Origin of the sequence: Actinoplanes sp. L3-i22 (assembly GCF_019704555.1) — a bacterium.
Lineage (GTDB): Bacteria > Actinomycetota > Actinomycetes > Mycobacteriales > Micromonosporaceae > Actinoplanes.
In genome coordinates this window covers 8,593,779-8,618,092 of record NZ_AP024745.1, presented here as the reverse complement: position 1 = coordinate 8,618,092, position 24,314 = coordinate 8,593,779, and the positions used below count along the sequence as shown (strand labels likewise).

At 71.7% G+C, this 24,314-nt stretch carries 24 protein-coding genes; 15 read left to right on the top strand and 9 right to left on the bottom strand.

The annotated features are described in order from the left end of the window. Nucleotides 1-5: 5 nt before the first annotated feature. The gene (locus L3i22_RS38690) at nucleotides 6-596 is read right to left on the bottom strand and encodes an HAD family phosphatase (RefSeq protein ID WP_221322418.1); all 591 of its coding nucleotides are present in this window, start codon (nucleotides 594-596) and stop codon (nucleotides 6-8) included. Between the two features lie 45 nt (nucleotides 597-641). Between L3i22_RS38690 and L3i22_RS38685 the strand changes: the two genes are divergently transcribed. Continuing rightward, nucleotides 642-1,097, top strand: coding sequence for a hypothetical protein (locus L3i22_RS38685; protein WP_221322417.1), 456 nt, complete (start codon nucleotides 642-644; stop codon nucleotides 1,095-1,097). Nucleotide 1,098: 1 nt separating this feature from the next. Continuing rightward, complete coding sequence (locus L3i22_RS38680) at nucleotides 1,099-1,710, top strand: maleylpyruvate isomerase family mycothiol-dependent enzyme (protein WP_221322416.1); 612 nt, start codon at nucleotides 1,099-1,101, stop codon at nucleotides 1,708-1,710. A gap of 6 nt (nucleotides 1,711-1,716) precedes the next feature. Here the strand turns inward: L3i22_RS38680 and L3i22_RS38675 are convergent, their stop codons facing one another. Then, the gene (locus L3i22_RS38675) at nucleotides 1,717-5,073 is read right to left on the bottom strand and encodes a bifunctional proline dehydrogenase/L-glutamate gamma-semialdehyde dehydrogenase (RefSeq protein ID WP_221322415.1); all 3,357 of its coding nucleotides are present in this window, start codon (nucleotides 5,071-5,073) and stop codon (nucleotides 1,717-1,719) included. Between the two features lie 103 nt (nucleotides 5,074-5,176). Between L3i22_RS38675 and L3i22_RS38670 the strand changes: the two genes are divergently transcribed. Both L3i22_RS38670 and L3i22_RS38665 read left to right on the top strand, forming a co-directional pair. Further along, nucleotides 5,177-6,103 (top strand): LysR family transcriptional regulator, encoded by a 927-nt coding sequence (locus tag L3i22_RS38670; RefSeq protein WP_221322414.1) that lies wholly within the window; start codon nucleotides 5,177-5,179, stop codon nucleotides 6,101-6,103. 118 nt (nucleotides 6,104-6,221) lie between these two features. Beyond that, nucleotides 6,222-6,398, top strand: coding sequence for a DUF397 domain-containing protein (locus tag L3i22_RS38665; protein WP_221322413.1), 177 nt, complete (start codon nucleotides 6,222-6,224; stop codon nucleotides 6,396-6,398). Here L3i22_RS38665 and L3i22_RS38660 read toward each other — a convergent pair. The 3 genes from L3i22_RS38660 to L3i22_RS54455 form a co-directional block, all read right to left on the bottom strand. Beyond that, the gene (locus L3i22_RS38660) at nucleotides 6,376-7,131 is read right to left on the bottom strand and encodes a DUF6082 family protein (protein ID WP_221322412.1); all 756 of its coding nucleotides are present in this window, start codon (nucleotides 7,129-7,131) and stop codon (nucleotides 6,376-6,378) included. The genes L3i22_RS38665 and L3i22_RS38660 overlap by 23 nt on opposite strands. Before the next feature lie 100 nt (nucleotides 7,132-7,231). Then, on the bottom strand, nucleotides 7,232-8,671 hold the full coding sequence (locus tag L3i22_RS38655; protein WP_221322411.1) for a S9 family peptidase: 1,440 nt from the start codon (nucleotides 8,669-8,671) through the stop codon (nucleotides 7,232-7,234). A 116-nt stretch (nucleotides 8,672-8,787) separates the two neighbouring features. Next, nucleotides 8,788-10,629, bottom strand: coding sequence for a phosphatase PAP2 family protein (locus tag L3i22_RS54455; protein ID WP_221322410.1), 1,842 nt, complete (start codon nucleotides 10,627-10,629; stop codon nucleotides 8,788-8,790). A gap of 371 nt (nucleotides 10,630-11,000) precedes the next feature. On the opposite strand from L3i22_RS54455, the gene L3i22_RS38645 reads away from it, so the two are divergent. Both L3i22_RS38645 and L3i22_RS38640 read left to right on the top strand, forming a co-directional pair. Further along, nucleotides 11,001-12,089 (top strand): jacalin-like lectin, encoded by a 1,089-nt coding sequence (locus L3i22_RS38645; RefSeq protein ID WP_255657503.1) that lies wholly within the window; start codon nucleotides 11,001-11,003, stop codon nucleotides 12,087-12,089. Between the two features lie 105 nt (nucleotides 12,090-12,194). Continuing rightward, nucleotides 12,195-13,265, top strand: a complete 1,071-nt coding sequence (locus tag L3i22_RS38640) for a putative PEP-binding protein (RefSeq protein WP_221322408.1) — start codon at nucleotides 12,195-12,197, stop codon at nucleotides 13,263-13,265. A 55-nt stretch (nucleotides 13,266-13,320) separates the two neighbouring features. On the opposite strand, the gene L3i22_RS38635 is transcribed toward L3i22_RS38640, so the two are convergent. Then, nucleotides 13,321-14,037, bottom strand: a complete 717-nt coding sequence (locus L3i22_RS38635) for a GAF and ANTAR domain-containing protein (RefSeq protein ID WP_221322407.1) — start codon at nucleotides 14,035-14,037, stop codon at nucleotides 13,321-13,323. A 96-nt stretch (nucleotides 14,038-14,133) separates the two neighbouring features. Between L3i22_RS38635 and L3i22_RS38630 the strand changes: the two genes are divergently transcribed. After that, nucleotides 14,134-14,457 (top strand): STAS domain-containing protein, encoded by a 324-nt coding sequence (locus L3i22_RS38630; RefSeq protein ID WP_221322406.1) that lies wholly within the window; start codon nucleotides 14,134-14,136, stop codon nucleotides 14,455-14,457. A gap of 178 nt (nucleotides 14,458-14,635) precedes the next feature. After that, entirely contained in the window at nucleotides 14,636-15,340 is a 705-nt protein-coding gene (locus L3i22_RS38625; RefSeq protein ID WP_221322405.1) for a GAF and ANTAR domain-containing protein, read from the top strand. Here L3i22_RS38625 and L3i22_RS38620 read toward each other — a convergent pair. Further along, a complete protein-coding gene (locus tag L3i22_RS38620) occupies nucleotides 15,337-15,678 on the bottom strand; it encodes a hypothetical protein (protein WP_255657502.1) in 342 nt (113 codons plus the stop codon). The two genes, L3i22_RS38625 and L3i22_RS38620, sit on opposite strands and share 4 nt — an antisense overlap. A gap of 179 nt (nucleotides 15,679-15,857) precedes the next feature. Here L3i22_RS38620 and L3i22_RS38615 point away from each other — a divergent pair, with 179 nt between their 5' ends. The 6 genes from L3i22_RS38615 to L3i22_RS38590 all read left to right on the top strand — a co-directional run bounded on the left by L3i22_RS38615 (nucleotide 15,858) and on the right by L3i22_RS38590 (nucleotide 20,461). Next, nucleotides 15,858-16,553: a dienelactone hydrolase family protein gene (locus L3i22_RS38615; RefSeq protein ID WP_255657501.1), complete on the top strand. Its 696-nt coding sequence runs from the start codon at nucleotides 15,858-15,860 to the stop codon at nucleotides 16,551-16,553. 22 nt (nucleotides 16,554-16,575) lie between these two features. After that, nucleotides 16,576-17,220 (top strand): phosphoribosyltransferase, encoded by a 645-nt coding sequence (locus tag L3i22_RS38610; protein ID WP_221322402.1) that lies wholly within the window; start codon nucleotides 16,576-16,578, stop codon nucleotides 17,218-17,220. A 68-nt stretch (nucleotides 17,221-17,288) separates the two neighbouring features. Further along, entirely contained in the window at nucleotides 17,289-18,011 is a 723-nt protein-coding gene (locus L3i22_RS38605; RefSeq protein WP_221322401.1) for an ABC transporter ATP-binding protein, read from the top strand. Next, nucleotides 18,008-18,736, top strand: a complete 729-nt coding sequence (locus L3i22_RS38600) for an ABC transporter permease (protein ID WP_221322400.1) — start codon at nucleotides 18,008-18,010, stop codon at nucleotides 18,734-18,736. The genes L3i22_RS38605 and L3i22_RS38600 overlap by 4 nt, the downstream gene beginning before the upstream one ends. 83 nt (nucleotides 18,737-18,819) lie before the next feature. Further along, nucleotides 18,820-19,500, top strand: coding sequence for a TetR family transcriptional regulator (locus L3i22_RS38595; protein WP_221322399.1), 681 nt, complete (start codon nucleotides 18,820-18,822; stop codon nucleotides 19,498-19,500). Nucleotides 19,501-19,513: 13 nt separating this feature from the next. Further along, nucleotides 19,514-20,461, top strand: a complete 948-nt coding sequence (locus tag L3i22_RS38590; RefSeq protein ID WP_255658746.1) for a DUF4240 domain-containing protein — start codon at nucleotides 19,514-19,516, stop codon at nucleotides 20,459-20,461. Between the two features lie 43 nt (nucleotides 20,462-20,504). On the opposite strand, the gene L3i22_RS38585 is transcribed toward L3i22_RS38590, so the two are convergent. Continuing rightward, nucleotides 20,505-21,659, bottom strand: a complete 1,155-nt coding sequence (locus tag L3i22_RS38585; RefSeq protein ID WP_255657500.1) for a methyl-accepting chemotaxis protein — start codon at nucleotides 21,657-21,659, stop codon at nucleotides 20,505-20,507. A 338-nt stretch (nucleotides 21,660-21,997) separates the two neighbouring features. Between L3i22_RS38585 and L3i22_RS38580 the strand changes: the two genes are divergently transcribed. Then, complete coding sequence (locus tag L3i22_RS38580) at nucleotides 21,998-22,210, top strand: hypothetical protein (RefSeq protein WP_221322397.1); 213 nt, start codon at nucleotides 21,998-22,000, stop codon at nucleotides 22,208-22,210. A 16-nt stretch (nucleotides 22,211-22,226) separates the two neighbouring features. Here L3i22_RS38580 and L3i22_RS38575 read toward each other — a convergent pair whose 3' ends face one another. Beyond that, entirely contained in the window at nucleotides 22,227-24,239 is a 2,013-nt protein-coding gene (locus tag L3i22_RS38575) for an ATP-binding protein (RefSeq protein ID WP_255657499.1), read from the bottom strand. Nucleotides 24,240-24,314 lie beyond the last annotated feature (75 nt).

The following is a 24,314-nucleotide window of genomic DNA, read 5'->3' as shown; positions in this document are numbered from 1 at the left end:
CGATCCTAACGGTCCCAGGGCGGCGGAACCTTGACGCACGCCATGCCGGCCGCCTCGGCCGCCTGGACACCCAGCTCGGTGTCCTCGAAGACCACGCACCGGGCCGGGTCGGCGCCGAGCAGGCGGGCGGCGGTCAGGTAGGGCTCCGGGTCCGGCTTCGGATTGGTGTAGTCCTCGGCGCAGACCAGGACCGGGAAACGGTCCAGCAGGCCGAGCGCGGTCAGCGACGCGGTCACCGAGTCCCGGGTGCTGCCGGAGACGACGGCGAAGGGCACCCGGTCGTACGCCTCCTCGATGTGTTCCAGCACGCCGGGCACCCCGCGGACCGTGGCCAGCCCGGACTGGAACAGTGACTCGCGGTGCTCGTTCACCGCCGCGACCGGCATGGCCAGGCCCTGCCGCGCGTTCAGGTCGACGATGATGTCCGCCGCCGGCCGCCCGCCCCACGCGTAGAACAGGTCCTCCGGGAAGTCGGCGCCCCACTCGGCGAGCGCCTCCTGCCAGGCCCGGTAGTGCACCGGCATGGAGTCGGTGATGGTGCCGTCGCAGTCGAAGAGGTAGGCCTGGAACTCGCCCGGCGGAAGCGGTAGAAGCACGCCCGAACGTTACCCGGCAGCCCCCTGAGCCGGGACAATGCTGTTATGCAGATCGCTTCGGAGACCGGCGGCTGGCTGTCGATGCGGCCGTTGCGCTACGAGTTCGACGAGGAGCCGGTCGACCCGCTCGAGGACTGGCTGGTGGTGTCGATCGCCGCCGCCGACCACCACGGGCAGGTCTGGCAGGCCGAGAGCCCCTGTCTGACCGTGGCCGAGACGATCGAGCTGGCCGACTGGCTGCGGGGCGCCGCCGAGGCCGACGAACTGGAGTTCATCGAGCCGAACGTGGCGTTCCGGCAACTGCCCACGGAGCCCGGCCAGCACCTGCTCGAAGTGGCGTTCTCGCACGAGAACCTGCCGCCCTGGCTGCCCGGGACCGGGCTCGGCCGGGTGCACCGGATCCGGCTGGAGGTCACCGGGGCGGCGCTGAACCGGGCCGCCGGTGACTGGGACGCCGAGATCGCCGCCTTCCCACCGCGGGCGGATCTGGCAAATTGGTGAGATGGATTTCCGTCGCACCTTCCGATCCGCCGCGATCGCGTACGCCGGTCTCGCCGCCGCCGTCCCGCCGGACCGCCTGGACGAGCCGGCCCTCGGCGACTGGACCCTGCGGGAGCTGCTCGGCCACACGGTGACCTCGGCGCTGCGCCAGGTGCCCGAGCGGCTCGCGACCCGGGCGCCGCAGGTCGAGGTCTCCACCCCGGAGGGCTATCTCGCCTACGCCCAGTCCGCCGCCGAGGAGTTGTACGCCGGCTCGACCGACGAGGCCCGCGCGGCCGCGAAAGAGCTCGGCGACGACCCGGCCGGGCACGTCAGCACCCTGATCGGCCGGGCCACCGAGGCGCTGTCGAGGGTGAACGACGACGACGTGATCGAGACCCCGGCCGGTGGGATGCGGGTCCGGGCGTGGATCCCGACGCGGACGTTCGAGCTGGTGGTGCACGGTCTGGACGCGGCGGTGGCGACCGGGCTGCCGTTTGATCTGCCGGTGGAGGTGGTTGCCGAGGCGGTCACGCTCGCCTCCCGGACCGCCCTCGGGACCGGCTCGGGTGTCCCGCTGTTGCGGGCGCTGACCGGGCGGGAGTCGCTCCCGCCCGGCTTTTCCGTCATCTGAGTCGCGTCACAGGACCTCGGCGGCCATCGGGAGCGGGTTGCCGAAGCGGTGGGCGGTGATGCTGACCGCCTGCTCGCGCAGGAACGGCAGCAGCTCGATCCGCCCGGCCTCGACCACCGGACCGGCCCAGACGGCCAGGTCGGGGCGCCCGCCGGTGGCGGTGGCCAGCGCCGCCGCCGAGCCGCCGAGCAGCCGTACCCGGCCGACCGTGTCCAGTCCGGCCGCGAACTCGGCGTCGGACTCGACGACCGCGTCCGGGGCGAGCCCGGCCGGCAGTCCGGCGGCCGACGAGACGCGCACCGGGGCGCCGGCGAGCCGGCCCGCCGCGAGGACCCGGACCAGGTCGGCGACCGGGGCGCCGGCGGACAGCCGGACGGTCACCGGGGTGGGCAGGTAGCGCAGCACGTTGCGTTCGACGCCGAGCGCGGAGACGTCCACGGCCTGCCCGAACGACTCGGCCCAGACGGCCGCGTCGCTGCCGGCGGCGCGGGTCACCGAGTCGAGCTGCTCGGCGGTCAGGGTGGCGGCGGCGGTGGTGAGCAATGACCGTACGGCCGAGTTGTTGATGTCGGCCTGGACCGACGCCGGAGCCGGCGCCCAACCGCTCAGCCCGGCCAGGTAGTTCGGGCCGCCGGCCTTGGTGCCGGCGCCGACCGCGGAGCGCTTCCAGCCACCGAACGGCTGCCGGCGCACGATCGCGCCGGTGATGCCCCGGTTGACGTAGAGGTTGCCGGCCTGGACCCGGTCCAGCCAGGTGCGCACCTCGCCGGCGTCGAGCGAGTGCAGGCCCGAGGTGAGCCCGTAGTCCACCTCGTTGACCAGGTCGATCGCCGCGTCCAGGGTGTCCGCGGTCATGATCCCGAGGATCGGGCCGAAGTACTCGGTCTTGTGGTACGCCGAGCCGCGCCGCACGCCGTCCCGGATGCCCGGGCTCCACAGCTGACCGGTTTCGTCCAGCTTCCGCGGCTCGAGCAGCCAGCGTTCGCCGGCGCCGAGCGTGGTCAGGCCCTCGAGGAGCTTGCCGGCGGCCGGCTCGACCAGCGGGCCGATCTGGGTCCGCGGCTCGGTCGGCGGGCCGACCTCGAGCGAGGACACCGCGTCGAGCAGCTGGGTCCGGAAGCGCTCCGAGTGCGCGACCGACCCGACCAGGACGACCAGGGACGCGGCCGAGCACTTCTGCCCGGCGTGGCCGAACGCGGAGGAGACCACGTCCTTGACGGCCAGGTCGAGGTCGGCGCTCGGGGTCACGATGATCGCGTTCTTGCCGCTGGTCTCGGCGAGCAGCGGCAGGTCCTCGCGGAACGACCGGAACAGCTCGGCGGTCTCGTAGGCGCCGGTCAGGATCACCCGGTCGACGAGCGGGTGCGCGATCAGCTTCTCGCCGAGCGTGCCCTCGTCCACCTGCAGGAGTGTGACCAGGTCGGGGTCGGCGCCGGCGGCGGCCAGGGCGTCGCGGACGATCCCGGCGAGCACGGTGCCGCAGCGCTCGGCCGGGGCGGCCGGCTTGATCACCACGGCCGAGCCGGCGGCCAGGGCGGCCAGCATCGAGCCGGCCGGGATCGCGACCGGGAAGTTCCACGGCGGCGTGACCAGGGTGAGCCGGGCCGGGACCGGGGTCGCGCCGTCCGTCTTCTCGAACGAATCCGAGAGCTCGGCGTAGTAGTGGGCGAAGTCGATCGCCTCGGAGACCTCGGGGTCGGCCTGGTCGATCGTCTTGCCGGCCTCGGCGGCCATCACTTCGAGAAGAATGTCGCGGTTGTTCTCCAGGGCGCGGCCGATCTGGTGCAGAACCGCACGCCGGTCCGCGCCGCCCCAGCTGGCGGCCGCGGCCTTCTCCATGGCGGTGTCGAGTTCCGCCGGCGTCTCGATCTTGCGCAGCTCCAGGCCGAGCTGCGAGGAGGGCACCTTCGCCAGGATCGAGCGCATGCGATCCCGGTTCGCGGTGACGGCCGGATCGGTGTCAGGACTGTTGACGAAATGTCCAACTTCAGATTGCTTTACTGCGGCAAATCGGTCAACAACCCGGTTCGGCTGCGGAACCGCGTCGTCCAGGTCGTTCAAGGACGCGAGGAACCGCTCCTTCTCCCGCTCGAACAGCGCCTCGTTCTGGTGCAGCTCGAACACCGCGGACATGAAGTTGTCCGAGCTCGCACCCTCCTCCAGGCGCCGGATCAGGTACGCGATCGCCACGTCGAACTGCTCCGGCCGCACCACCGGCGTGTAGAGCAGCAGGCCGCCGACCTCCCGCCGGACCGCCTCGGCCTGGCCCTCGGCCATCCCGAGCAGCATCTCGAACTCGATGCCGTCCCGGACCCCGCGCCGCCCGGCCAGGGTCCACGCGTAGGCCACGTCGAACAGGTTGTGCCCGGCCACGCCGAGCCGCACGTTGCGGATCCGGTCCGGGGTCAGCGCGTAGTCCAGCACCCGCTTGTAGTTGGTGTCGGTCGCCTGCTTGCTGTCACAGGTCGCGACCGGCCAGCCGTGCAGCGCCGACTCGACCCGCTCCATCGGCAGGTTCGCGCCCTTGACCAGGCGCACCTTGATCCCGGCGCCACCGCGCTCGCGGCGGGACGCGGACCAGACCTGCAGGCGGGTCATGGCGCTCAGCGCGTCCGGCAGGTAGGCCTGCAGCACGATGCCGGCCTCCAGCCCGAGCAGGTCGGGCCGGTCCAGCAGCCGGGTGAAGACCGCGATCGTCAGGTCGAGGTCCTTGTACTCCTCCATGTCCAGGTTGACGAACTTGCCGGTCTTCGCGGCCGTCGTGAACAGGGGGAGCAGCTTCTCGGTGATGTCGTCGACGGCCTCGTCGAACGCCCACGGGTTGTGCGGGGCGACCGTCGACGACACCTTGATCGACACGTAGTCGACGTCGGCGCGGGCCAGCAGGCGCTCGGTGTCACCGAGCCGCCGGGACGCCTCGCCCCGGCCCAGGACCGCCTCGCCGAGCAGGTTGACGTTCAGGCGTACGCCGCGCTTCTTGATTTTGCGAATGGCGCGACCGAGACGGGCGTCGGTCGCGTCCACGATCAGGTGGCCGACCATCTGCCGCAGCGCCCGCCGGGCGACCGGGACCACCACGCCGGGCATGATCGGGGCGAGCGCGCCGCCGAGCTTGACCGCGGCCTTCAGATGTAGGGGCAGGAAGCCCGGCACGTCGCCGGCCAGGGCGTTCAGGGCCCGGGCGCTGACCATGCGGTCCTCGGGGCGGACCACGCCGTCGACGAAGCCGACCGCGAAGGCCAGCCCCTTCGGGTCGCGCAGCAGGCCGGCCAGCTGGGCGGCGGAACCCTTGACCGGGACCGTCGACGCTTCGTGCAGCCAGCGACGGACGAGGGTGATCGTCTCATCGGCGATCTCAGACATCGGGATGCTCCTTCCGTGATGAGCGCCAGTCTGCGTCCGGTAATCGGGTAAGGAAAAGCGATGCTTTATGACCGGTAATCTTCAGTTCAGCTAACGTGTGCGGATGCTGGAGATCCGCCGCCTGATCCTGCTCCGCGAGCTGGCCATCCGCGGCACGCTCGCGGCCGTCGCCGAGGCCCTCAACTTCACCCCGTCCGCGGTCAGCCAGCAGCTCAGCCAGCTGGAGAAGGAGACCGGCACGGTGCTGCTGCGCAAGGCCGGCCGCCGGGTCCGGCTCACCCCGCAGGCCGAGGTCCTGGTCGCCTCGGTCGGCGAGGTCCTGGACACCCTGGAACGGGCCGAGGCGCGCCTGCAGGCGGCCGCGACCCGGGTCACCGGGACGGTCCGGGTCGCGGTCTTCCAATCCGCGGCCTTGGCTTTCATGCCGGCCGCGCTGCGCCTCACGGCCGCTCGCTTTCCCGACGTACGCGTCGAGATGGTCCAGCGGGAACCGGAAGAGGCCCTGCGGGAGACCTGGGCGCGCGACTTCGACATGGTGATCGCAGAGCAATACCCCGCGCACGCCGCGCCACACCACCCCGGGCTGGACCGGCGCGATCTGACCACCGACGCGATCCGGCTGGCGCTGCCGGCCGAGGAGGCGTCGCTGCACCCGGTCGGCTCACTGGACTCGGCCCGCCAGATGCCCTGGGTGATGGAACCGCGCGGCGCGGCCTCCCGGCACTTCGCCGAGCAGCTGTGCCGGCGGGCGGGCTTCGAGCCGGACGTCCGCTACGAGACCGCCGACCTGCAGGCCCACATCCGCCTGGTGGAGTCCGGCAACGCGGTCGCCCTGATCCCGGACCTGGTCTGGGCGGGCCGCTCCACGTCGTGCCGCCTCCTGGCGCTGGAGGATGCTCCCCGCCGGACCATCTTCACCGCGCAGCGCGTGGCCGGCGCGGAGTCCCCGGTGGCGCGAGCCTTCCGCCAGATCCTGGAGCAGACCGTGGTGGACGACCCTGACCGGCGTTCTGAGCCAGGCCTCCGGTAACGTTCCGGTCCGGCTTCCGCGGCAGGTGACCATCCGTCTTTCGGGGGTCGGCCAGCGGAGAACAAGATCTGCCCCTACACTGTCCGGTGATGCCCGTTAAGTCAGGGAATTAGGGGACATGTCGGACGCAAAGTGGGTCAAGGCCTGCGTCAGTGATCACCACTGCGTAGAGGTGGCGGACTTCGGTGCCGAGGTCGGGATGCGCAATTCGCAGCAACCCGAGACCGTCCTGACGTTCCCGAAGGCCGCGTGGCGAGACCTGATCGCCGCACTCAAGTCCGACGAACTCGGCTGACGTTTCTGTTGGGCGGGATTTCCGCCGGTGTCTCATAGGGTCTGGACGGCGGTCCGGCTTTGACCGAGCGTAGGTACTCCTCGTCGACAATGGCCAGGAAGCGCTCGCGGCGGTTGGTGGGCTTGACGCGCAGGTGCCAGTCGCCGTGCATTCGCCAGAATTCGCGGGGCACCTCACTGTCGAAGAAGTTCGCCAGATAAGAGCGAGCCTGTGCCTCCGAGAGATCGTTGAGCTCCCAGGCCGCCTTCCACGCGTTCATCACCATGTTGCAGTAGGAGAAAGCGCGCTCCTCCATCCCCGGCGGCGCGATCCGGCCTCCCCAGCACTGCTGAAGGAACGGGTCCTCCATCGCCATCCGGACCACGTCCCTGGTGTTGTCCTTCAGGCTCTGCAGTCGCGCGGCGGCGTACTGCCGGTACTGCACGACGAGACCGACCAGCACCCCGCCCAGGGCCAGCGTCGAGATGACCGCCGAGGCCGCGCCGTACGCCTGCCCGATGTCACTGACCCGGGACCAGTCCTGGTTGCCGGTGTAGAGCCGGGCGAGCACGACCGGCGCGAGAAACGTGCTGATCGTGGTCACCGTGAAGACGAGCGCGACGATCGCGGGAAGCAGCCGGCGCGCGACGTCCTTGGCGCGATCGTCAGGTCTGGCAGAATTATCAGCAGTCATTTCCACCCCCGGCCTCTGACTGTCATTGTGCCCAGCGAGGCTCGTTGGAATGGAATTCATTCATTCGATTGTTCAATTGCCCGATGGCAATGTGCCAGGTAGCAGTCGGACCTATTTCAGATATGCAGGTATCTGATCCGATAAGTGATCGGAATCGGAATTACATCCGGGGCGGCTGCGGGGGCGTCGTGGTCTTGGTGGGGCACGGGGAGGCGGCGTAGTTCGGGTGGGCGCCGTTGGTGAAGCGGCATCCGAACGAGTCGTCGGCGACCGTGCGGCGGTCCAGGATGGCGTCGCCGGCCGGGCGGTGGCCGGTGCGCAGCCACGTCGTCAGGTCGTCGAAGCCCTGGGTCAGCTCGGCCTCGGTGAAGTCGCAGTGGCCGACGCCGCGGATCGCACGGGAGACGAACAGGCCGGCGCGGCCGTTGCGGGCGGCGCGCTGCGCGTACTCCTGCTCCATCGAGAACGGGACGAACAGGTCACCGACGTCGTGCAGGGACAGCACCGGGATCGACGGGGTGCCGTTCACCTTCGGGATGCCGGCCAGGCCCGGGTCGGCGGTCGCGGTGTGCTTGACGCGCAGCACCTCGGCGTTGAGCCGCAGCTCGGCGAAGGTCGGCAGCGGCGAGTCGGAGAGCCGGTAGTAGGTGAACCGGTTGTCGGTGACGTTGCCGGGCGCCTTCCCGCCGGTGCCGCCGGTCAGGCCGGGGTAGAGGCCGAACAGGAACGGCAGGTCGTTGAGCGGGGCCAGCGACGGCACCGCGTTCCAGTAGGCGAACGCCGAGTCGAACCCGGGCCGCTCGCCGCCGCTGCGCCGCTCGACCGCGTCCGACCAGGTCTTGCCGGCCGGGGTGAGGACCGGGGCGCTGCCCGCCTTGACGCCGAGCCCGGCGGTGATCTGGGCGACCTGGGCCCGCCAGGTGGCCGGGTAGTCGGCCGGCGGGGTCAGCGGGAAGTCGATCTTCACGTGGGTGAGCGCGGCGGCGGTCACGTTGGCGTCGAGGAAGTAGTCGTAGAGCGCGGTGTCGCCGAGGACCCCGCAGTACGGCATCGCGGCGGCGAACGCCCGCGGGAACCGCTCGATCGCGACGGCGGTGACCTGCCCGCCCATCGACGCGCCACTCATGATCACCGAGCCCGCCCGGTGGCCGGTGACCTGCCGGAACGTGTCGATCAGCGCGTACGAGTCGCGCACGCCCTGGCCGACGTCGTACCCGTTGGTGGCGTAGCTGGAGGCGGCCCAGGCGTACCCGGTCGCGATGTAGTGCGCGCGCAGCGCGGGATTGTCGACGTAGACCACGTTGCCGGTGCCGCGGTAGCCGTGCGCGTAGACGACCAGCTTCCCGTTCCATTTGCCGGGCACCTCGACGCGGTAGGCCGCGCCGTCCCGGATGCCGGTGTAGACGTGCGCGCCGGCGAGGGCGGTGAACGCGGCGCCGGAGACGTCACAGGCCGGGTCGAACACCAGGTAGCCGGGCTGGGTGGTGCTGGGCGTGGGTGCGGCGCACGCGGCCGGGGCCGCCGAGGCCGGCGCGCTCAGCGCGGTGACCATCGCGAGTGCAGCGGCGAACACGGCGACGCACTTCCGGCGCATGGTCATGTGTTACCTCCCGGACACATGAAAGGTCCGGGTATCGACGTTTGTCAAGGCCAACTCAGCTTTATGGACAGTGCCGGGCTCGCCGGCACCGCCCACAAACCAGGATCAAAACACGATTAAACGGTACGGAGGCGAATCGCGACCGTGTCCCCGGACGTCACCAGCTCGGCCCGGTAACCCGGCGTGGTCACCACCACCGCGGCGAACCGCCCGCGCAGGCGGTGCGCCTTGAGCACGGTGATCCGCTCGTCGCAGTGCCCCTTGCGGGCCGGGTCGACGGTGACCGACAGGGTCACGTTCGCGCCCAGCGTGGCGTCCTCGACGGTCAGGGCGGTCTTGCCCTTCGGGTCGACGGTGACGGCCAGGACACCGGCGCTCTGCCGGTAGTCGCCGCGGATCCGCACGCCGTCCACCGCCAGGCTCAGCGTGCCGCCGGTGACCGTCACGTCGCCGTGGCCCAGCGCGGTCGGGGACTCCGCGACCAGGGTGCCCTGGGCGAGCGTGGTGCCGCCCCGGTAGTCGTTGTCGCCGGCCAGCGTGAGCGCGCCGGTGCCGAGCTTGACCAGGCCGCCGCGGCCGTCGATGTCGTTGCGCCACGCGTCGGCCGCGTGGAACCCGCCCTGGGCGGCGTCGAGGGTGACCGCCACCGTCTCGTCGAACGCGCCGTAGCCGTCCGCGGCCGCGAACAGGTTCAGCCGGCCCCACTGCTCCGGGCCGTCCAGGATCGGGTGGCCCGAGGTCAGCCCGGTGGTCCGGAGCACCTCGCGGCGCTGCGCGGCGTCCAGGTACGGCAGCCGGGTCTCCAGCAGCACCTCGGCGCCGGCCGGCACGGTCACCGGGACGCGCTTGCCGTGCGCCGGGAGGTCGTACGTGTGCTTGTGCCGCACGACTGTCGCGTTGACCTTGCGGTCGGCGGGATTGTGGACGTACGCGAAGAGGTCCTGGGTCTTGGTCCGGGTCTGGAAATAGGCGAGGGCCTGGGCGCGTGCCTCGGCCTTGAGCGTCGCGTTCGCCGGGTCCCGCAGGATCGCCGCGGCCAGCGCGGTCGCCAGGATCCGGCCGCCGATCACGTCGGCGGGGGAGTGCATGCCGGCCACGATCCGGGTGTGCGCCAGGTCGTAGGCGGTCGTGATCATCTCCTGGAAGCGCTCCGGAACCGCGTACGCGTAGGCGAGCGACGCCAGGAACAGCGCGTTCGTGTGGCCGCTGACGTAGCCGGCGTCGTCGGTCGGGCTGGTGCTCCGCTGGCGCAGCAGCGCCGGGGCGACGACCACCGCGGAGTCGTAGACCGGGAAGCCGAACGCGTCCAGCGTGCCGGTGTCGACGACCGTGCTGTCGGCGGTCAGCCGCCACGGGCGCGGGTACTGGAACGAGTACTTCGCCGGGTTGCCCGACGAGTAGTTGCCGCGCAGCGTGTTGACCAGCGTGGCGACCTTACCCAGCGCCGAGGTGGTGGAGCCGGCGCCGTTCGCCGCGCCGACCGGCGCGCCGGCCGGGACACTGTCGCTGATCGTGGTGGCCGGGGTGGTGGCCGGCGCCGAGGTGATGCTGGTGACGGCGAGCGCGCCGGCCTTGTACAGGTCGGCGAGCGGGCCCAGCCCGGCGATCACCGAGTAGCTCTGGTGCTGCCGGTCGACGAGGAACGCCTTGGCCGCCTCGGCGTCGGTGCGGTGCGTGGTGACCTGCACCGCGTACCTGATGTTGGCGCGCAGGAACGCCTGGTCGAGCACGGTGCCGGTGTTCCAGGCGGTGCCGGTGGACCAGACCTTCTGGAAGCCGGAGAGGATCCGGACCGCGGCGTTGGTGTCGGCGGTCAGGTTCGCGATCACGTTGGTCTGGTACGCGTCGACGAAATCGGTCGTCGTGGCGGCCGCGAACGCCGGCGCGACGCGGAACTGGGTGGCGACGAGGCCGGCGGCGGACGCCTTCAGCACGGTCCGGCGGGAGATCGGGGGCATGGGGACTCCGCGATGCAGTGGGGGCAAGATCGCGGATCAGCCTTCGTGCGGGTTTCCAATTCTTCGTCAACACCCGCGGATGTGAGCGTGAACATTATGCTACTTGCGAGTAACCGACATTCCGTTTGGCCGGTTCTGGGCCTAGCGTCCCGGTCGTGTTGACGACACGCATCCCCCTCGCGATCGCGGCTCTGACCGCCGCCCTGATCGCCGTCCCCACATCCCCCGCGTCCGCTGCCACCGCCGTGGCAGCCGGAACATTCAAGGTTCTTTCCTATAATGTTGCCGGACTCCCCGACATCCTGTCCAGTGCCGAAACCGACCGGGCCACCGCGACCACCGCGATCGGCCAGCGGATCAGCGGTTACGACGTGATCCAGGTGCAGGAGGACTTCAACTACCACGCCTACCTGTACGCCGCCGACGCGCACGCCTACCGCACCGCGACCAGCGGCGGGGCCGGCATCGGCTCCGGGCTCAACACGCTCTCGTCGTACGCCTACGACACCGACGACTTCGAGCGGGCCGGCTGGAACTCCTGCCAGCTCGACTCCGGTGACTGCCTGACCCCCAAGGGCTTCACGTTCATGCGGGTCCGGCTGGCCGAAGGCGTCTACGTCGACTTCTACAACCTGCACACCAACGCCGGCACCAACGACGGCGACCTGGCGTCCCGGGCCGACAACCTGAGCCAGCTGACCACGTTCATCGGCAGCCACTCGAACGGCAACGCGGTCGTCGTGATGGGCGACACCAACACCCGCTACACCCGCAGCGGCGACACGATCGCCGACTTCGTCGCGAACAACGGGCTCACCGACACCTGGGTCAAGCTCAAGCGCGCCGGCGTGCCCCCGGTGAAGGGGACCGACGCGCTGCTCTGCGACGAGTCCGCGATCACCGACACCTGCGAGGTGGTGGACAAGGTCCTCTACCGCAGCAGCAAGTTCATCACGCTGAACGCGACCGCGTACCACAACGAGCACGCGTCGTTCCTGACCAGCGACGGGCTGATGCTCAGCGACCACGACCCGATCAGCGCCGGGTTCTCCTGGACGACCAACGCGGCGTACCAGTTCAGCGAGCAGTTCGGCGGGCCGCACGGCAACTACTTCAACGACATCGACACGGTCACCACCCCGGCCTCGATCAGCCTGCGGGCGGGCAGCCGGGTCGACCGGATCGGCACCCACGGCGGCACCGGCGGCACGCTCAAGTCGCTGACGCTGGGCAGCACCGAGTACGTGACCAGCGCGTATCTGTGCCGCGGAAGCTACAACTCGCAAACCCGGATCTTCTACGCCAAGTTCACCACCAACCTCGGCAACACCCTGGCCGGCGGGACCACCACGTCGGACTGCGTCACCCGGACCGCCCCGACCGGCTGGCAGATCGCCGGCTTCCACGGCCGCTCCGGCGACGAGGTCGACAAGATCGGGTTCATCTACACCAAGCGCTGACCGCCGGTGGCCCGGCGCCGTCCCACCGATCCCGGCCCGAAATCTTCGGGCTGCAGGATGGGCGGTGCCGGGCTACTGTCCGTAGCGGACTTGCGAGGTGGGCGCATGACAGACCGGACCGAAAAAGACCAATCAGGCATTGCGTACGGCTTCGGCCGGCACCGCGGACTCCTCGTCGACCGCAACGGCATCGAGGAGATCGTCTACGGCCGTGTCCTGCTCTACCTGGAAAAACCCGACACCGACCTGATCCGCGGACTGGCCCCGCGGCTCTCCGGGGTGATCGTCGAGGAACCGGTCACGCCGTACGCGCCGGAGGCCCGCGCGCTCTGGTCGCTGCCCGTCCCGGTCCTCACCGGCGTCCGCGTCGACGACAGCTGGCTCGGCCACGAGGTGATCGTCGACTTCGACGCCGCGACCACCGCGCCGCCGCCGTCCGCCGCCACCGACCTGCGCCTGCACGCCGAAGTCTCGAACCTGGCCGAAGCCCACGAAGCCGGCCACCTCGCCGACGGCTGGTCGCCGCTGCGCGCCGAGGACCTGCGCGCCCTGCCCGCCGCCGAACGCGCCGCCCTGTGGCGCTTCTTCACCGAATCGGGCCGGCCGCTGCCGGCCATCCGGTACTTCGACGAACCGGCCGGCGGGCCGCCGGCCGCCTCCTTCGGCCGGCGCGGGGTCCGCGTGCTGCTCCCGGACGCGATCGACCATTTCCGTACGATCGTGGCCGAGTCCCCGGACGACGACCCGTTGATCGTCCTGCCGATGGTCTCGGTACGCGCCGAGATCGCCGCGTTCGCCGCCGCCACCAAGGCCCGCTGGCGCCTCGGGCTGGACATCGCCACCCCGGCCGCCGCGCTGGGCGTCGCCGACCTGGCCGAGGACTGCCAGCTGATCCACGTCAGCACCGGCGACCTGGCCCAGCACATCCTGGTCTGGGACCGGACCGTCCGCAACGACGCGCTGCTGCCGCCGGACCACCTGCCGGTCGTGGTCATGCAGCTGGTCGAGTGGTCGGCCACGGTGGCCGCGGCCCGGTCGGTCCCGTGCCGGGTCGCCGTGGATCTGCGCCCCAGCGCCCGCCTGCACGACCAGCTGGTCTCGGCCGGCGTCCGGGAGATCTCGTGCCCGGCCCCGCTGATCCGCCACTGGCGCCACCTGCTCGACCGCACCCACTGAACCAGAGCCCCCGCCCCGCGCCCCGCTTCACGCGCCCCGCCCACGCTCAAGGCCGCTACCCGCCGGCCGGGCCGCGCTGGGCCCGGTCCACCAGGTCCGCCGCCACCTCGCGGAGTTTGCGGTTGGACTCCTGGGACGCGCGGGACAGGATCGTGAACGCCTCGTCCGCCGAGCACCGCCGCTGGCTCATGATGATGCCCTTGGCCTGCTCGATCACCGCCCGGCTTTCCATCGCGGTCTGCATGTGCTGGGCCAGCGTGACCGTCGTGTCGTAGAGGTGCGCGTTCGCCAGCGCCACCGCGGCGTAGCTCGCGAACGTCTCGGCCAGCACGACCGCCTCCTCGTCGAACGCGCGCGGCGACGTGGCGTAGATGTTGAGCGCGCCGGCGACCCGCTCGCGGATCGGCAGGCCGACGCTGAGTGCGCTGTTCACGCCGACGACGCCGGCGTTCTCGTCCCAGCCGGGCCAGCGGCGTTCCGCGCTGACGTCGTCGACGGACAGGGTCGAGCGGGCGCGGCAGGCGTCCAGGCAGGGGCCGGAGCCGCGTTCGTACTGCCACTTGTCGATGTGGTCGGCGGCCGCGCCGGTGCTGGCGACGGTGTGCGGGCCGCGGTCGCGGATCAGCGTGACCGAGACCTCGTAGGCGCCGGGCACGGTCCGTTTCGCGAGCTCGGCCACGGTGGCCATGACGCCTTCCAGGTCGGTCTCGCCGAGGTTGATCCGGCCGAGCTCGTGGAAGGCGGCGGTGGGGTCCATCGGATCGGCTGCCATGCCCACCGTTCTTACCCCATTTCCCGCAAGTATTAGGGTCATCCCGGGTCAAGCCGCGTGCCCGAACCTTCGTTCGCCGACGGTTGGGACACCACTGTGCCCGATGACGCCCCGCTGACCGTGTATGTGCGCCGGCTCAGCCTCGACTCCGCGATCGTCCACCTGCGGGGCGAGGTCGACGTGGACACCACGGGCGTGCTCGCCACCGCGCTGGAGCACGCGATCCGTACGTACCGTCTCGTCGTCCTTGATCTTTGTGGGGTGACCTTTTTCGGCGCGGCGGGCGCGAATGCGATCGCGGTCGCCCGGGCGCGTGGCGAGGCGCGGGGCCATCGGCTGGAGCTGGACGGGGCGCACGGCACGGCCCGGGACGTGCTCCTGATCGCCGGGCTCGGGCCCATGCTGCGAATCTCCGGGTGAGTTTCGGTATTATCGGCGTCCTGCGGTCGATGTCGGGCACCGACACCGGCCAACCAGCGTCAAGCAGCGGCGCGGGTCCGGGAGCCGAGGGGCTCTCCGGGCAGCTTCACCGGCTAACCACGTGCGAGTCGTCCTGTCGGGCGGCCCGCGCTCCGCTGCGGGGAAACCACTGACGTTGATGGCGCATGACCCGGCCGGCTCCGCCGCGGCCTTCGCGGAGCTCGGCCGGATAAAGCTCGGCGAGACCGATCTCAACGGTGTCCTGGACCGGGTGGCCGACCTGGCGCGGCGAATCCTGCCGGGGGCCGCGGAGGTCTCCATCACGCTGGTCCGGGACGGGGCCGCCTACACCCCGGCGCACACCGGCGGGACCGCGCTGCGGCTCGACGAGTCGCAGTACGAACAGGACGGCGGTCCGTGCCTGGAGGCCGCCGCCGCGAAGTCCACCGTCCACGTTCCGGACACCGCCGCCGACGACCGCTGGTCCGGGTGGCCGGCGCGCGCCGCGGCGTCCGGGATCGGCAGCATCCTCTCGGTGGGGTTGCCGATCGTGGAGAACGTCAGCGGGGCGCTGAACATCTACGGCACCGGGCCGCGCGCCTTCGACGAGGAGGCGATCGCCCTGGCTCAGACGTTCGTCCGGTACGCCGCGGTCGCGCTCGCCAACGCGCACCTCTACGACACCACCGCGTCGCTGGCCCAGCACATGCAGGCCGCGATGGAGAACCGCGCGGTGATCGAGCAGGCCAAGGGGATCATCATGGGGGAGCGGCGGTGCAGCGCGGACGAGGCGTTCGCGATCCTCACCAAGGTCTCCCAGGACACCAATCGCAAGCTGCGGGAGGTCGCGGCGGCCCTGGTGGAGCGGACCCAGCGCGGCTAGGCGGTCACGTCGAGGCGGTTCCCGTCGCCGCGCTGGGAGAGGTAGCGCAGGGCCGGTTCGAGATATCCCGCCACCGGGTTGCGGCCCGGCGCGGCCTGGTCCCATCGCCGGGAGAGATCTTTGAGGTACGCCGGGGTCACCTCCTGCCCGGGCGCGAGCCGTCCCGCGGTCCGGTCCGCCGCGATCGCCGCCGCGAGCGAGTTGATCCAGCCGGCGCCGGCCTGGCCCTCCCCGATCTGCTGGCCGGTGGCCTGGTAGATCAGCTGGCGGTCCCGCTGGGTGAGGGCGGCGGCGTCGTCACGGGCGTGCTGGTGACGTTCCCGCGCGGACGGCCGCACCGGTGCCACCGTGGGCGGCAACGGGGTGCGGTTCAACCGGGAAACCGACATCGGGGGTAAACCTCCTGGCACTCGTCCTACTCCAGATCGGCCACCCTCCGGAGCTCCTGAGGACGCGTACGGTGGAAACCGTCTCCCCGGACGCACGCCTCCACATGGCCGAGCAGAAAGGGACACACGTGACCACCTGGACCACAACGGAACGGATCGCCCAGGGCGAGGTGAGCCTGGAGGGGGACCTCACGCTCACCGAACACGCCACGGGCGTGGTCCTGTTCGCCCACGGCAGCGGCAGTTCCCGGCACAGTCCCCGCAATCAGGCGGTGGCCCGGGAGCTGAACCGGCGCGGGTTCGCCACCCTGCTGGCCGACCTGCTCACGCCGGAGGAGGACACCCGCCAGCAGCGCTTCGACATCGGCCTGCTCGCCGACCGGCTGGTCGGCATCATCGACTGGCTGCGGGCCCGGCCGGGGACGGCGGACATGCCGCTCGGGCTCTTCGGCGCCAGCACCGGCGGGGCCGCGGCGCTGCTCGCGGCGGCGGCCCGGCCGGACGCGGTCCGGACCATCGTGTCCCGCGGCGGGCGCCCCGACCTGGCCGGGCCGGCGCTGATCGAGGTCCGGGTGCCGACCCTGATGATCGTCGGCGAACGGGACGAGGCGGTGCTGGAGCTCAACGAGGAGGCCCGCAGCACCATGCGGGTGCACGCCGAGGTGCGGATCATCCCGTCCGCGACCCACCTGTTCGAGGAGCCGGGTGCGCTCGAGTCGGTGGGGGAGGAAGCCGGCGAGTGGTTCCAGGCGTTCCTCACGCCGGTGCCGTACAAGCGGCACCCGGCCCTCGACTACATGGCCAGCGCCCCGCGCTGGGGCTGACGTCTCCCCGGGGCAGGTCAGGATGATCTTCCGAGATCGCGCCGAGGCCGGCCGCCTGCTGGCCGACCGGGTCGCGGCGGCCGTGGACGGCCCCGCGCTGGTGCTGGCCCTGCCCCGGGGCGGGCTCCCGGTCGCGGCGCCGATCGCCGAGCGGCTCGGCGGCGGCCTGGACATCGTCGTCGCCCGCAAGCTGGGCGCGCCGGCGCACCCGGAGTTCGGCGTCGGCGCGATCGCGGAGGACGGGCCGCCCGTCTACGACCAGGGCAATCTGCGGTATGCCGGGGTCACCGAGGAGGATCTGGCGGCGACCCTGGTGGCCGAGCGGGCCGAGCTCGGCCGGCGGGTGCGCCGCTATCGGGGCGGCCGCCCGGCCCCGCCGGTGACCGGCCGGGCCGTCGTCCTGGTCGACGACGGCCTGGCCACCGGGGTGACCGCGCACGCCGCGCTGCGCTGGATCCGCGGGCGCGATCCGGCCCGGGTGCTGCTCGCCGTCCCGGTCTGCGCGCCGGAGGCCCGGGACCGGCTCGCGCCGGAGACCGACGGGGTGGTCTGTCTGAGCGCGCCGCCCGGGTTCGGCGCGGTGGGCCGCTGGTACCAGGACTTCGCCCAGCTCACCGACGAGGACGTGGACCTCGTCCTGAAGCGATTTCACCATGCGTTGAAATAGTCTCTCGACCGCTCGCCGGAATTCACCTACTGTTGAGTTCAACAGTTGATGAGTTCTGGGGAGGAACCATGGACACCGCGATCGAGGTCACCGGCCTCGTCGTCCGCCGCGGGAAGAGGACCGTTCTCGACCGCTTCGACTGCGCGGTCCCGCGCGGCAGCGTCACCGGTCTGCTCGGCCCGAGCGGCAGCGGCAAGACCACCCTGATGCGGGCGATCGTCGGCGTGCAGGTGGTCGCGTCCGGCACGGTCACCGTGCTGGGCAGCCCGGCCGGCGCCCCGGCGCTGCGCAGCAAGATCGGCTATCTGACCCAGGCGCCCAGCATCTACGCCGACCTGACCGTCCGGGAGAACGCGCGCTATTTCGCGTCCCTCTACCGCCTCGGCAGGGACGCCGCCGACCGGGCGATCGAGACCGTCGGCCTGACCGGCGCGGCCGGCCAGCTGGTCGCGAGCCTGTCCGGCGGGCAGCGCAGCCGCGCGTCACTGGCCTGCGCGATCGTCGGCCGGCCCGAGGTCCTGGTCCTCGACGAGCCGACCGTCGGGCAGGACCCGGTGCTCCGCGACGAGCTGTGGGCGCACTTCCGCCGGATGGCCGCCGACGGCGCGACCGTGCTCGTCTCCAGCCACGTGATGGACGAGGCGAACCGGTGCGACCGGCTGCTGCTGATCCGCGAGGGTGTGCTGATCGCCGACGACACCCCGGCCGCGGTCAAGAAACTGGCCGGCTCCGACGACCTCGACCAGGCGTTCCTCAACTTGATCCGGGCGCACGAGAAGGTGACGGCATGATCCTGCTGAGCACGATCCGGCGGATTCTCACCCAGCTGCGGCACGACCCGCGGACCATCGCGCTGATCATCGTGGTGCCGACGCTGCTGATCACGCTGATCTACTTCATGTATGACGACCAGCCCCGGGTCTTCGACCGCATCGCGCTGACCATGCTCGGGATCTTCCCGTTCATCGTGATGTTCCTGATCACCTCGATCGCGATGCTCCGCGAGCGCACCAGCGGCACGCTGGAACGGCTCTTCACCACCCCGGTCGGCAAGATCGACCTGCTTTTCGGGTACGGGATAGCGTTCGGTGCCGCCGCGGCGGCGCAGGCGGCGGTCGCGGCCGGATTCGCCTACTGGGCGCTCGGCATGACCGCCGCCGGCGGGCTCGGCCTGGTCGTGCTGATCGCGGTGGCCAACGCCGTGCTCGGCGTCGCGCTCGGGCTGCTGTGCAGCGCGTTCGCCGTCACGGAGTTCCAGGCGGTGCAGTTCATGCCGCTCGTCGTGGCGCCGCAACTGCTGCTCTGCGGGTTGTTCGTGCCCCGCGAACGGATGGTCGGATGGCTGCAGGGGATCAGTGACGTGCTGCCCATGTCGTACTCGGTGCAGGCGCTCACCGAGGTCGGGGCACACCGCGAGCCGACCGGGACGATGTGGCGTGACCTCGGGATCGTGCTGGGCGCGGTGATCATCGCACTCGCGGTGGGTGCCGCGACACTGCGCCGCCGGACTCGATGACGACCATGGGGTACGTCGGCGACTAGCGTTGCGCCTTGCGGGTGGGGCGGGGCAATGGCCGTACCCCAGGGAAGGGGTTTTTGATGGCACGACGGACCGGACGCCGGCCCGGCAACCCGGAGACCAGGGAGGCGATCCTCGCCGCCGCGCGCGAGGCGTTCGCCGACAAGGGGTACGACGGGGCCTCGATCCGTGCCATCGCCGCCGGCGCCGGGGTCGACCCGGCGCTGGTGCACCACTACTTCGGCACCAAGGACAAGCTGTTCCTGGCCGCGATGCAGGCCCCGATGGATCCGGCCGAGATCATCGACTCGCTCGGGGACGGGGATCGGGACCAGGTCGGCGCCCACTTCGTCCGGCTCTTCCTGCGGATCTGGGACGGGCCCGGCGGCGCGGCCGGGGTGGCGCTGCTTCGCTCCGCCGTCGGCAACGAGTGGACGACCAAGCTGTTCCGGGAGTTCGTGGTCACCCAGATCCTCCGCCGGGCGGTGCCGAAGCTGGGGCTCGACACCGACGAGCTGGGGCCGCTGCGGGTCACGCTGGCCGCCAGCCACATGGTCGGCATCGCGATGGCGCGGTACGTGATCAAGGTGGAGCCGCTCGCGTCGGTGCCGTCCGAGGTGATCGTGGCGGCCGTGGGCCCGTCCGTGCAGCGCTATCTGACCGGCGACCTGGGCTCGGTGCTCGCCGCGGCCGTCCCGTCGCCGGTCCCGGACGCTCCGGCGGTCGGGGAATCGCCGGAAAGTGTCGGACCCCCGGCGTAGCGTCCGGGGCGTGATGGATGAGGACGCCTTCTGGGGCCTGATCGGCAGGCTCGGGCGGGATCCGGACGACGCTGACTTCGGCCAGCTGGCCGACCGGCTCACCCGCCTGCCGGAGGCGGAGATCATCGGCTTCGCCGACCGGCTGGCGAGTGCGTTGTGGAGCCTGGACACGCCCGCGCACTACGAGGCCTCGGCGTCGGCGGGTGACGACTGGTTCCTCTATGTCCGATGCGCGGTCGTCGCGGCCGGCCGCAAGGCCTATGAGAAGGTGCTCCGCAAACCGGCCACCCTGGAGAAGTTCGCCGACGAGGAGGCCGAGCTGCTGCTCGGGGTCGCGGCGCAGGCGTTCGAGCGGTCCACCGGCCGGCTGTGGGAGCACGAGACCCCGGTCAGCTATGAGCTCGGCAGCAACACCGCGGCCTGGGGCGCCTCGCCGGTCCACGATTCCTACGTGCCGCCGTGGCTGACGCTGCTGTCCGGCTCGGGCGAGGCCAGTGGTGAGCCGGATGCCTATCTGATCCTGCTCGGCGAGGTGGTCGCCGCCACGGCGGCCGATCCGGCCTGGCAGCTGTGGTGGGCCGGGTCCGGGCTGGCCGCGTGCGAGCTGTCGCTGGTGCTGGACTCGGCGGCGGCGCCGGAGTCGTCGTTCAAGACCGGCCGGGTCAAGGCGCAGCTGCACGTCCTGCACGACTCGGGGCCGTTCCCGCTGCACGACCGGGCCGCGCTGGCGCAGCACGCGGTGGTCGAGATCCAGAACATGTTCGCGGAGATCCGGGTGCGGCTCTCGCTCCCGGAGCTGCCGCCGCTGGCGGTTCCCCCGACCGACGAGCTGGCCGACGAGATGTTCGGGCCGCCGCGGGCACGGGACGATCTGCCGCCCGGCCTGCTGGACATGATCCTGACGCGTGACGGGGAGATCGATCCGCGGGAGCTGCAGCGCTTCTTCCGTGGTCCGGCCTGATCGAGGTTTGGGCTGATTGCGAGCCGGGCCGATCGCGTTCAGGTCAGTCGCCGCCGGTCGAGCCGAGCCGGGTCAGGTAGGTGTCGATCTGGTTCCGGGTGACCGTCGGCAGGTTCTGGAACTGCAGGCCGATCTCGATCAGCCCGTCCCGCGCGGTCCGGCGCATCACCTTGGCGTCCGCGGCGCCGCTCAGCCCGTCGAAGGTGAACTCGGTGCGGATCATGTCGCCGGCCGCGACCGGGATGTCCGCCGGCAGCGTGCAGCCCATGCCGTCCGAGCTGAGGTCGACCATCTGCGCGGCGATCGGCTGCGGCCGGGACGCCAGCCGCAACTGCACGGTGCCCTCGATGGCGAGCCGGTCGCTGCGCCGGCGTTCCAGGCGTTCGGCCACGTCGGACAGATCGCCGATCTGGGCCATCGTCGCGTCCACACTGCTGTGCAGCCGGATCACGATGTCCTGCTGCTGATCGGCGATCCCGCCGAGCTGGCGCATCGCGTCCTCGATGTCACCGACGTCGTGGATGATCGCGTTGAGCGTCTGGCCCATCTGCGCCACGTCCGCCTCCAGCGCGGCGATCGTGCTGGTGATCTGCTCGGTCGAGTCCGCGGTCGTGTCGGCCAGGCTCTTCACCTCGTCCGCGACCACCGCGAAGCCACTGCCGGCCGCGCCCGCCCGGACCGCCTCGATCGTCGCGTTCAGCGCCAGGAGCCGGGTCTGCGAGGCGATCCCGGAGATCACGCTGGCGATCCCGGCGACCTGCCGCAGGCTCGCGTTCAGCGCGGCCGCCGCCTCGTCCGCGCTGTGCGCCCGGCGGACCAGCGCCTCGGCCGCGTCGTTGGTGTGGGTGACCCGCTCGTGGGTCGCCGCCGCCGCGTCCCGCGCCGCGCCGACCTGGAGGACGACGTCCTCCAGCTTCCCGCCGATCACCGCGGCGGTGCTGTCGATCGCCTCCTTGGCCCGCCGCCGCAGCGTCTGCTGCTGCTGTTTCTGCTGCAGCGCGGTCGCCTGGAGCTGCTCGGCCCGATCCGCCTGGAGCTGCTCGAGCTCGGCGTCCCGCTCCCGCAGGGTCTCGTTGAGCTGGGTGATCACGGCTTGGCCGGCCGAGGAGTCCCGGGTGGTCTTCCGCATCCGGTACGCCAGGAGCCCGGCGCCGAGCAGGACCACCACGAGAACCAGCGCGATCCACACCGGCGTCACACCGGGACGTCAGCGCCGCACACGGCCGGCGCGTCCCCGGAAGTCGCCGACACAGCCACGGCCCCTCCCACCCACGTCCAGTCTTTGATCTGACATTACCCCGCAAAATGGATGAGGCAGGCAGTTCGCCCGCTCGCTCGCCCGCCCGCCACGGCGTTGCGGCTCGTCGCCCGCCGGCCCGTCTCCGGGTTGCGGCTCGTCGCCCGCCGGCTCGTCGCCGGGTTGCGGCTCGTCGGCCGTCGGTTGCGGAACCGGAGCGAAAAGTGGTGTGGCGAAGTCCTCAGCTCGGCGGACGGCGGCCGATGGTCGGGGTCCTGGCAAACGATCAAGGAGATGACATGAGCATCAGCATCGGCATCTCGACCCCGTCCTCGGCGTGGGAGACGCACGCGGCGTGGCTGCGGCTGCGCGGTGACTGCCAGCAGCTCTTCGATCACGTGCTGGCGGGCGCGGACCACCGGTCGCCGGCGGGCGACCAGGTCGCGGAGCTGGACAGCCGCGACGCGATCGCCCGGATGGAACAGAGCAGTGGCGTCAACACCCTGGTGTGAGGCGCGGGCGCGCGGGTCAGACCGGAGTCAGGTACGGATGGTCGGCGACCGCGGCCGGCAGCGAGAAGACGAAGCAGGAGCCGCCGCCCGGATGGTCGACGGCCGCGATGTCCCCGCCGTGCCGCTCGACGATGCGCTTGCAGATCGCCAGGCCGAGGCCGGTGCCCAGATAGGCGCCGGTGGTGTGGGCCCGATGGAAGTTCCCGAAGATCGCGTCGTGCTGGCCCGCCGGGATCCCGATCCCGTTGTCGACGATGCGGACCGTCACCATGCCCCCGGCGGACGCGGCGGAGATGTGCAGCGCCGGCACCACCCCGGGCGCCGTGTACTTGATCGCGTTCCCGACCAGGTTGTCGACCAGCTGCCGGACCAGCACCGGATCCGCCTGCACCGGCGGCAGCGCGCCGATCCGGAACCGCGGCTCGGGGCTGCCGGCCGCCACCGCCGCGTCCGCACGGGCCTGGGCGATGTCGGCGACCACCTCGGTGAGGTCGACCGGGGCCGGGGCGACCGTCGCCTCCCGCGCCGTCGTGTACGCCAGCAGCCCGTCGATCAGGCCGCGCATCCGCGCCGACGCCCGGGTCAGCCGGGCGAGATCGGCGTGCGCCTGGTCCAGGTTCGGATGGTCGGGTACGCCGTCGAGCGAGTCCAGCGTGGCAGCCGTCCAGCCCTCGATGGCGGCGAGCGGGTTGAGCAGGTCGTGCGCCACCACCCCGGCGAAGTTGGTCAGCTCGTCGCGATGCCGCCGCTCCGCGGTGACGTCGTGGAACAGCACCACCGCGCTGCGCGTCCCGTCCGGATGCGGCAGGACCGTCGCGGTCACCCGGACCACCCGCCCCTCCGGCACCCCGGGGTTGCGGACCGGCATGTCGACCCCGCGCACGTCCTCACCGGCGAGCGCCCGCAGATAGGCCGGCTCCCCGTCCCAGCCTGGCCCGCCGAGCAGGTCGTCCGGGCCGCAGCGGCCGAGCAGCTCGGTCACCGCCGGGTTCCGCAGGGTGACCCGCCCGTCGCCGCCGATCACCGCCAGCCCGTCCGCCATCGAGTCGATCACGGCGGTGAGCAGGGTCTTCTGCGTGTCGAGCTCGGCCTTCTCCTCGGCGAGCGCGGAGAGCAGCGCGGTCCGCTCGTCCCGGCCGAGCGCCAGGGCCAGCCCGACCAGGGCCACCAGCAGGACGAACAGCTGCACGATCACGGCCCGCTGGCCGACGTCGCCGACCTGCGCGAACGGGCCGCTGCCGAGCAGCGTGTACTGTACCGCGATCGCGCTGATCACCGAGTTGTGCACGAGGACCCAGGGAGTGCGCAGCCGGGTGCCGACCAGGACGGTCAGTCCCAGGAGCGCGAACGAGAGCGGCAGCCGATGGTCGTAGGCGAACGCGCCGACGTGCCCGCCGACACTGAACGTGAAGATGCCGGCGATCTCCGCGGTCCGCCAGAACGAGACGCGCCGCAGGGGTGGCCGGGCCCGCCACCGCCGCAGCCCGGCGCCGAGATAGATCCCCGCCGCCCCGATGATCAGGATGCTCGCCGTGTGCCGGGCCAGCGCCATCGCCTGGAACGCGACCGGAAACGAACCGGTGACCAGGCCCCGCCCGAGCAGACTGACCAGGTTGGCGCCGACACTGGCCGCGAGCGTGGCGCCGAGCAGACCCCAGAGGTCACGCGGCGAGCGCAGCGTCTCCGAGCCGCCGGCGCCCCACAGGTTCGGCCGCCAGCGGCGCAGCGTACCCAGGAAGATCCCGGCCTGGATCAGGCCGACGAACCCGGCGACCACACTGACGGCCGCGGGCGCGCCGGTCAGCCAGTTCCCCAGTCCTAGGATCAGGACCAGCAGGACCGCGTCGAGCCGGCGGGTGGGGGAGGTGCGATTCGCGCAGAACCAGACGACCCCGACGCCGGCGGCCGGCCAGATCAGACTGACCCCGTCGCCGACCATCGCGGTGCGCCGCCCGGAGTAGACGGCGGCGGCGTACAGGAGGGCGAAGGCCACGGTTCGCGCCAGCGGGCGCCGGTAACCAGTCGTCACCGTCACCTCCCGACCGACATTCGACCTCCCCCCATCGGCCGGTCGCCCCCCACCCTGAGCCCAAAGCCGGATTTT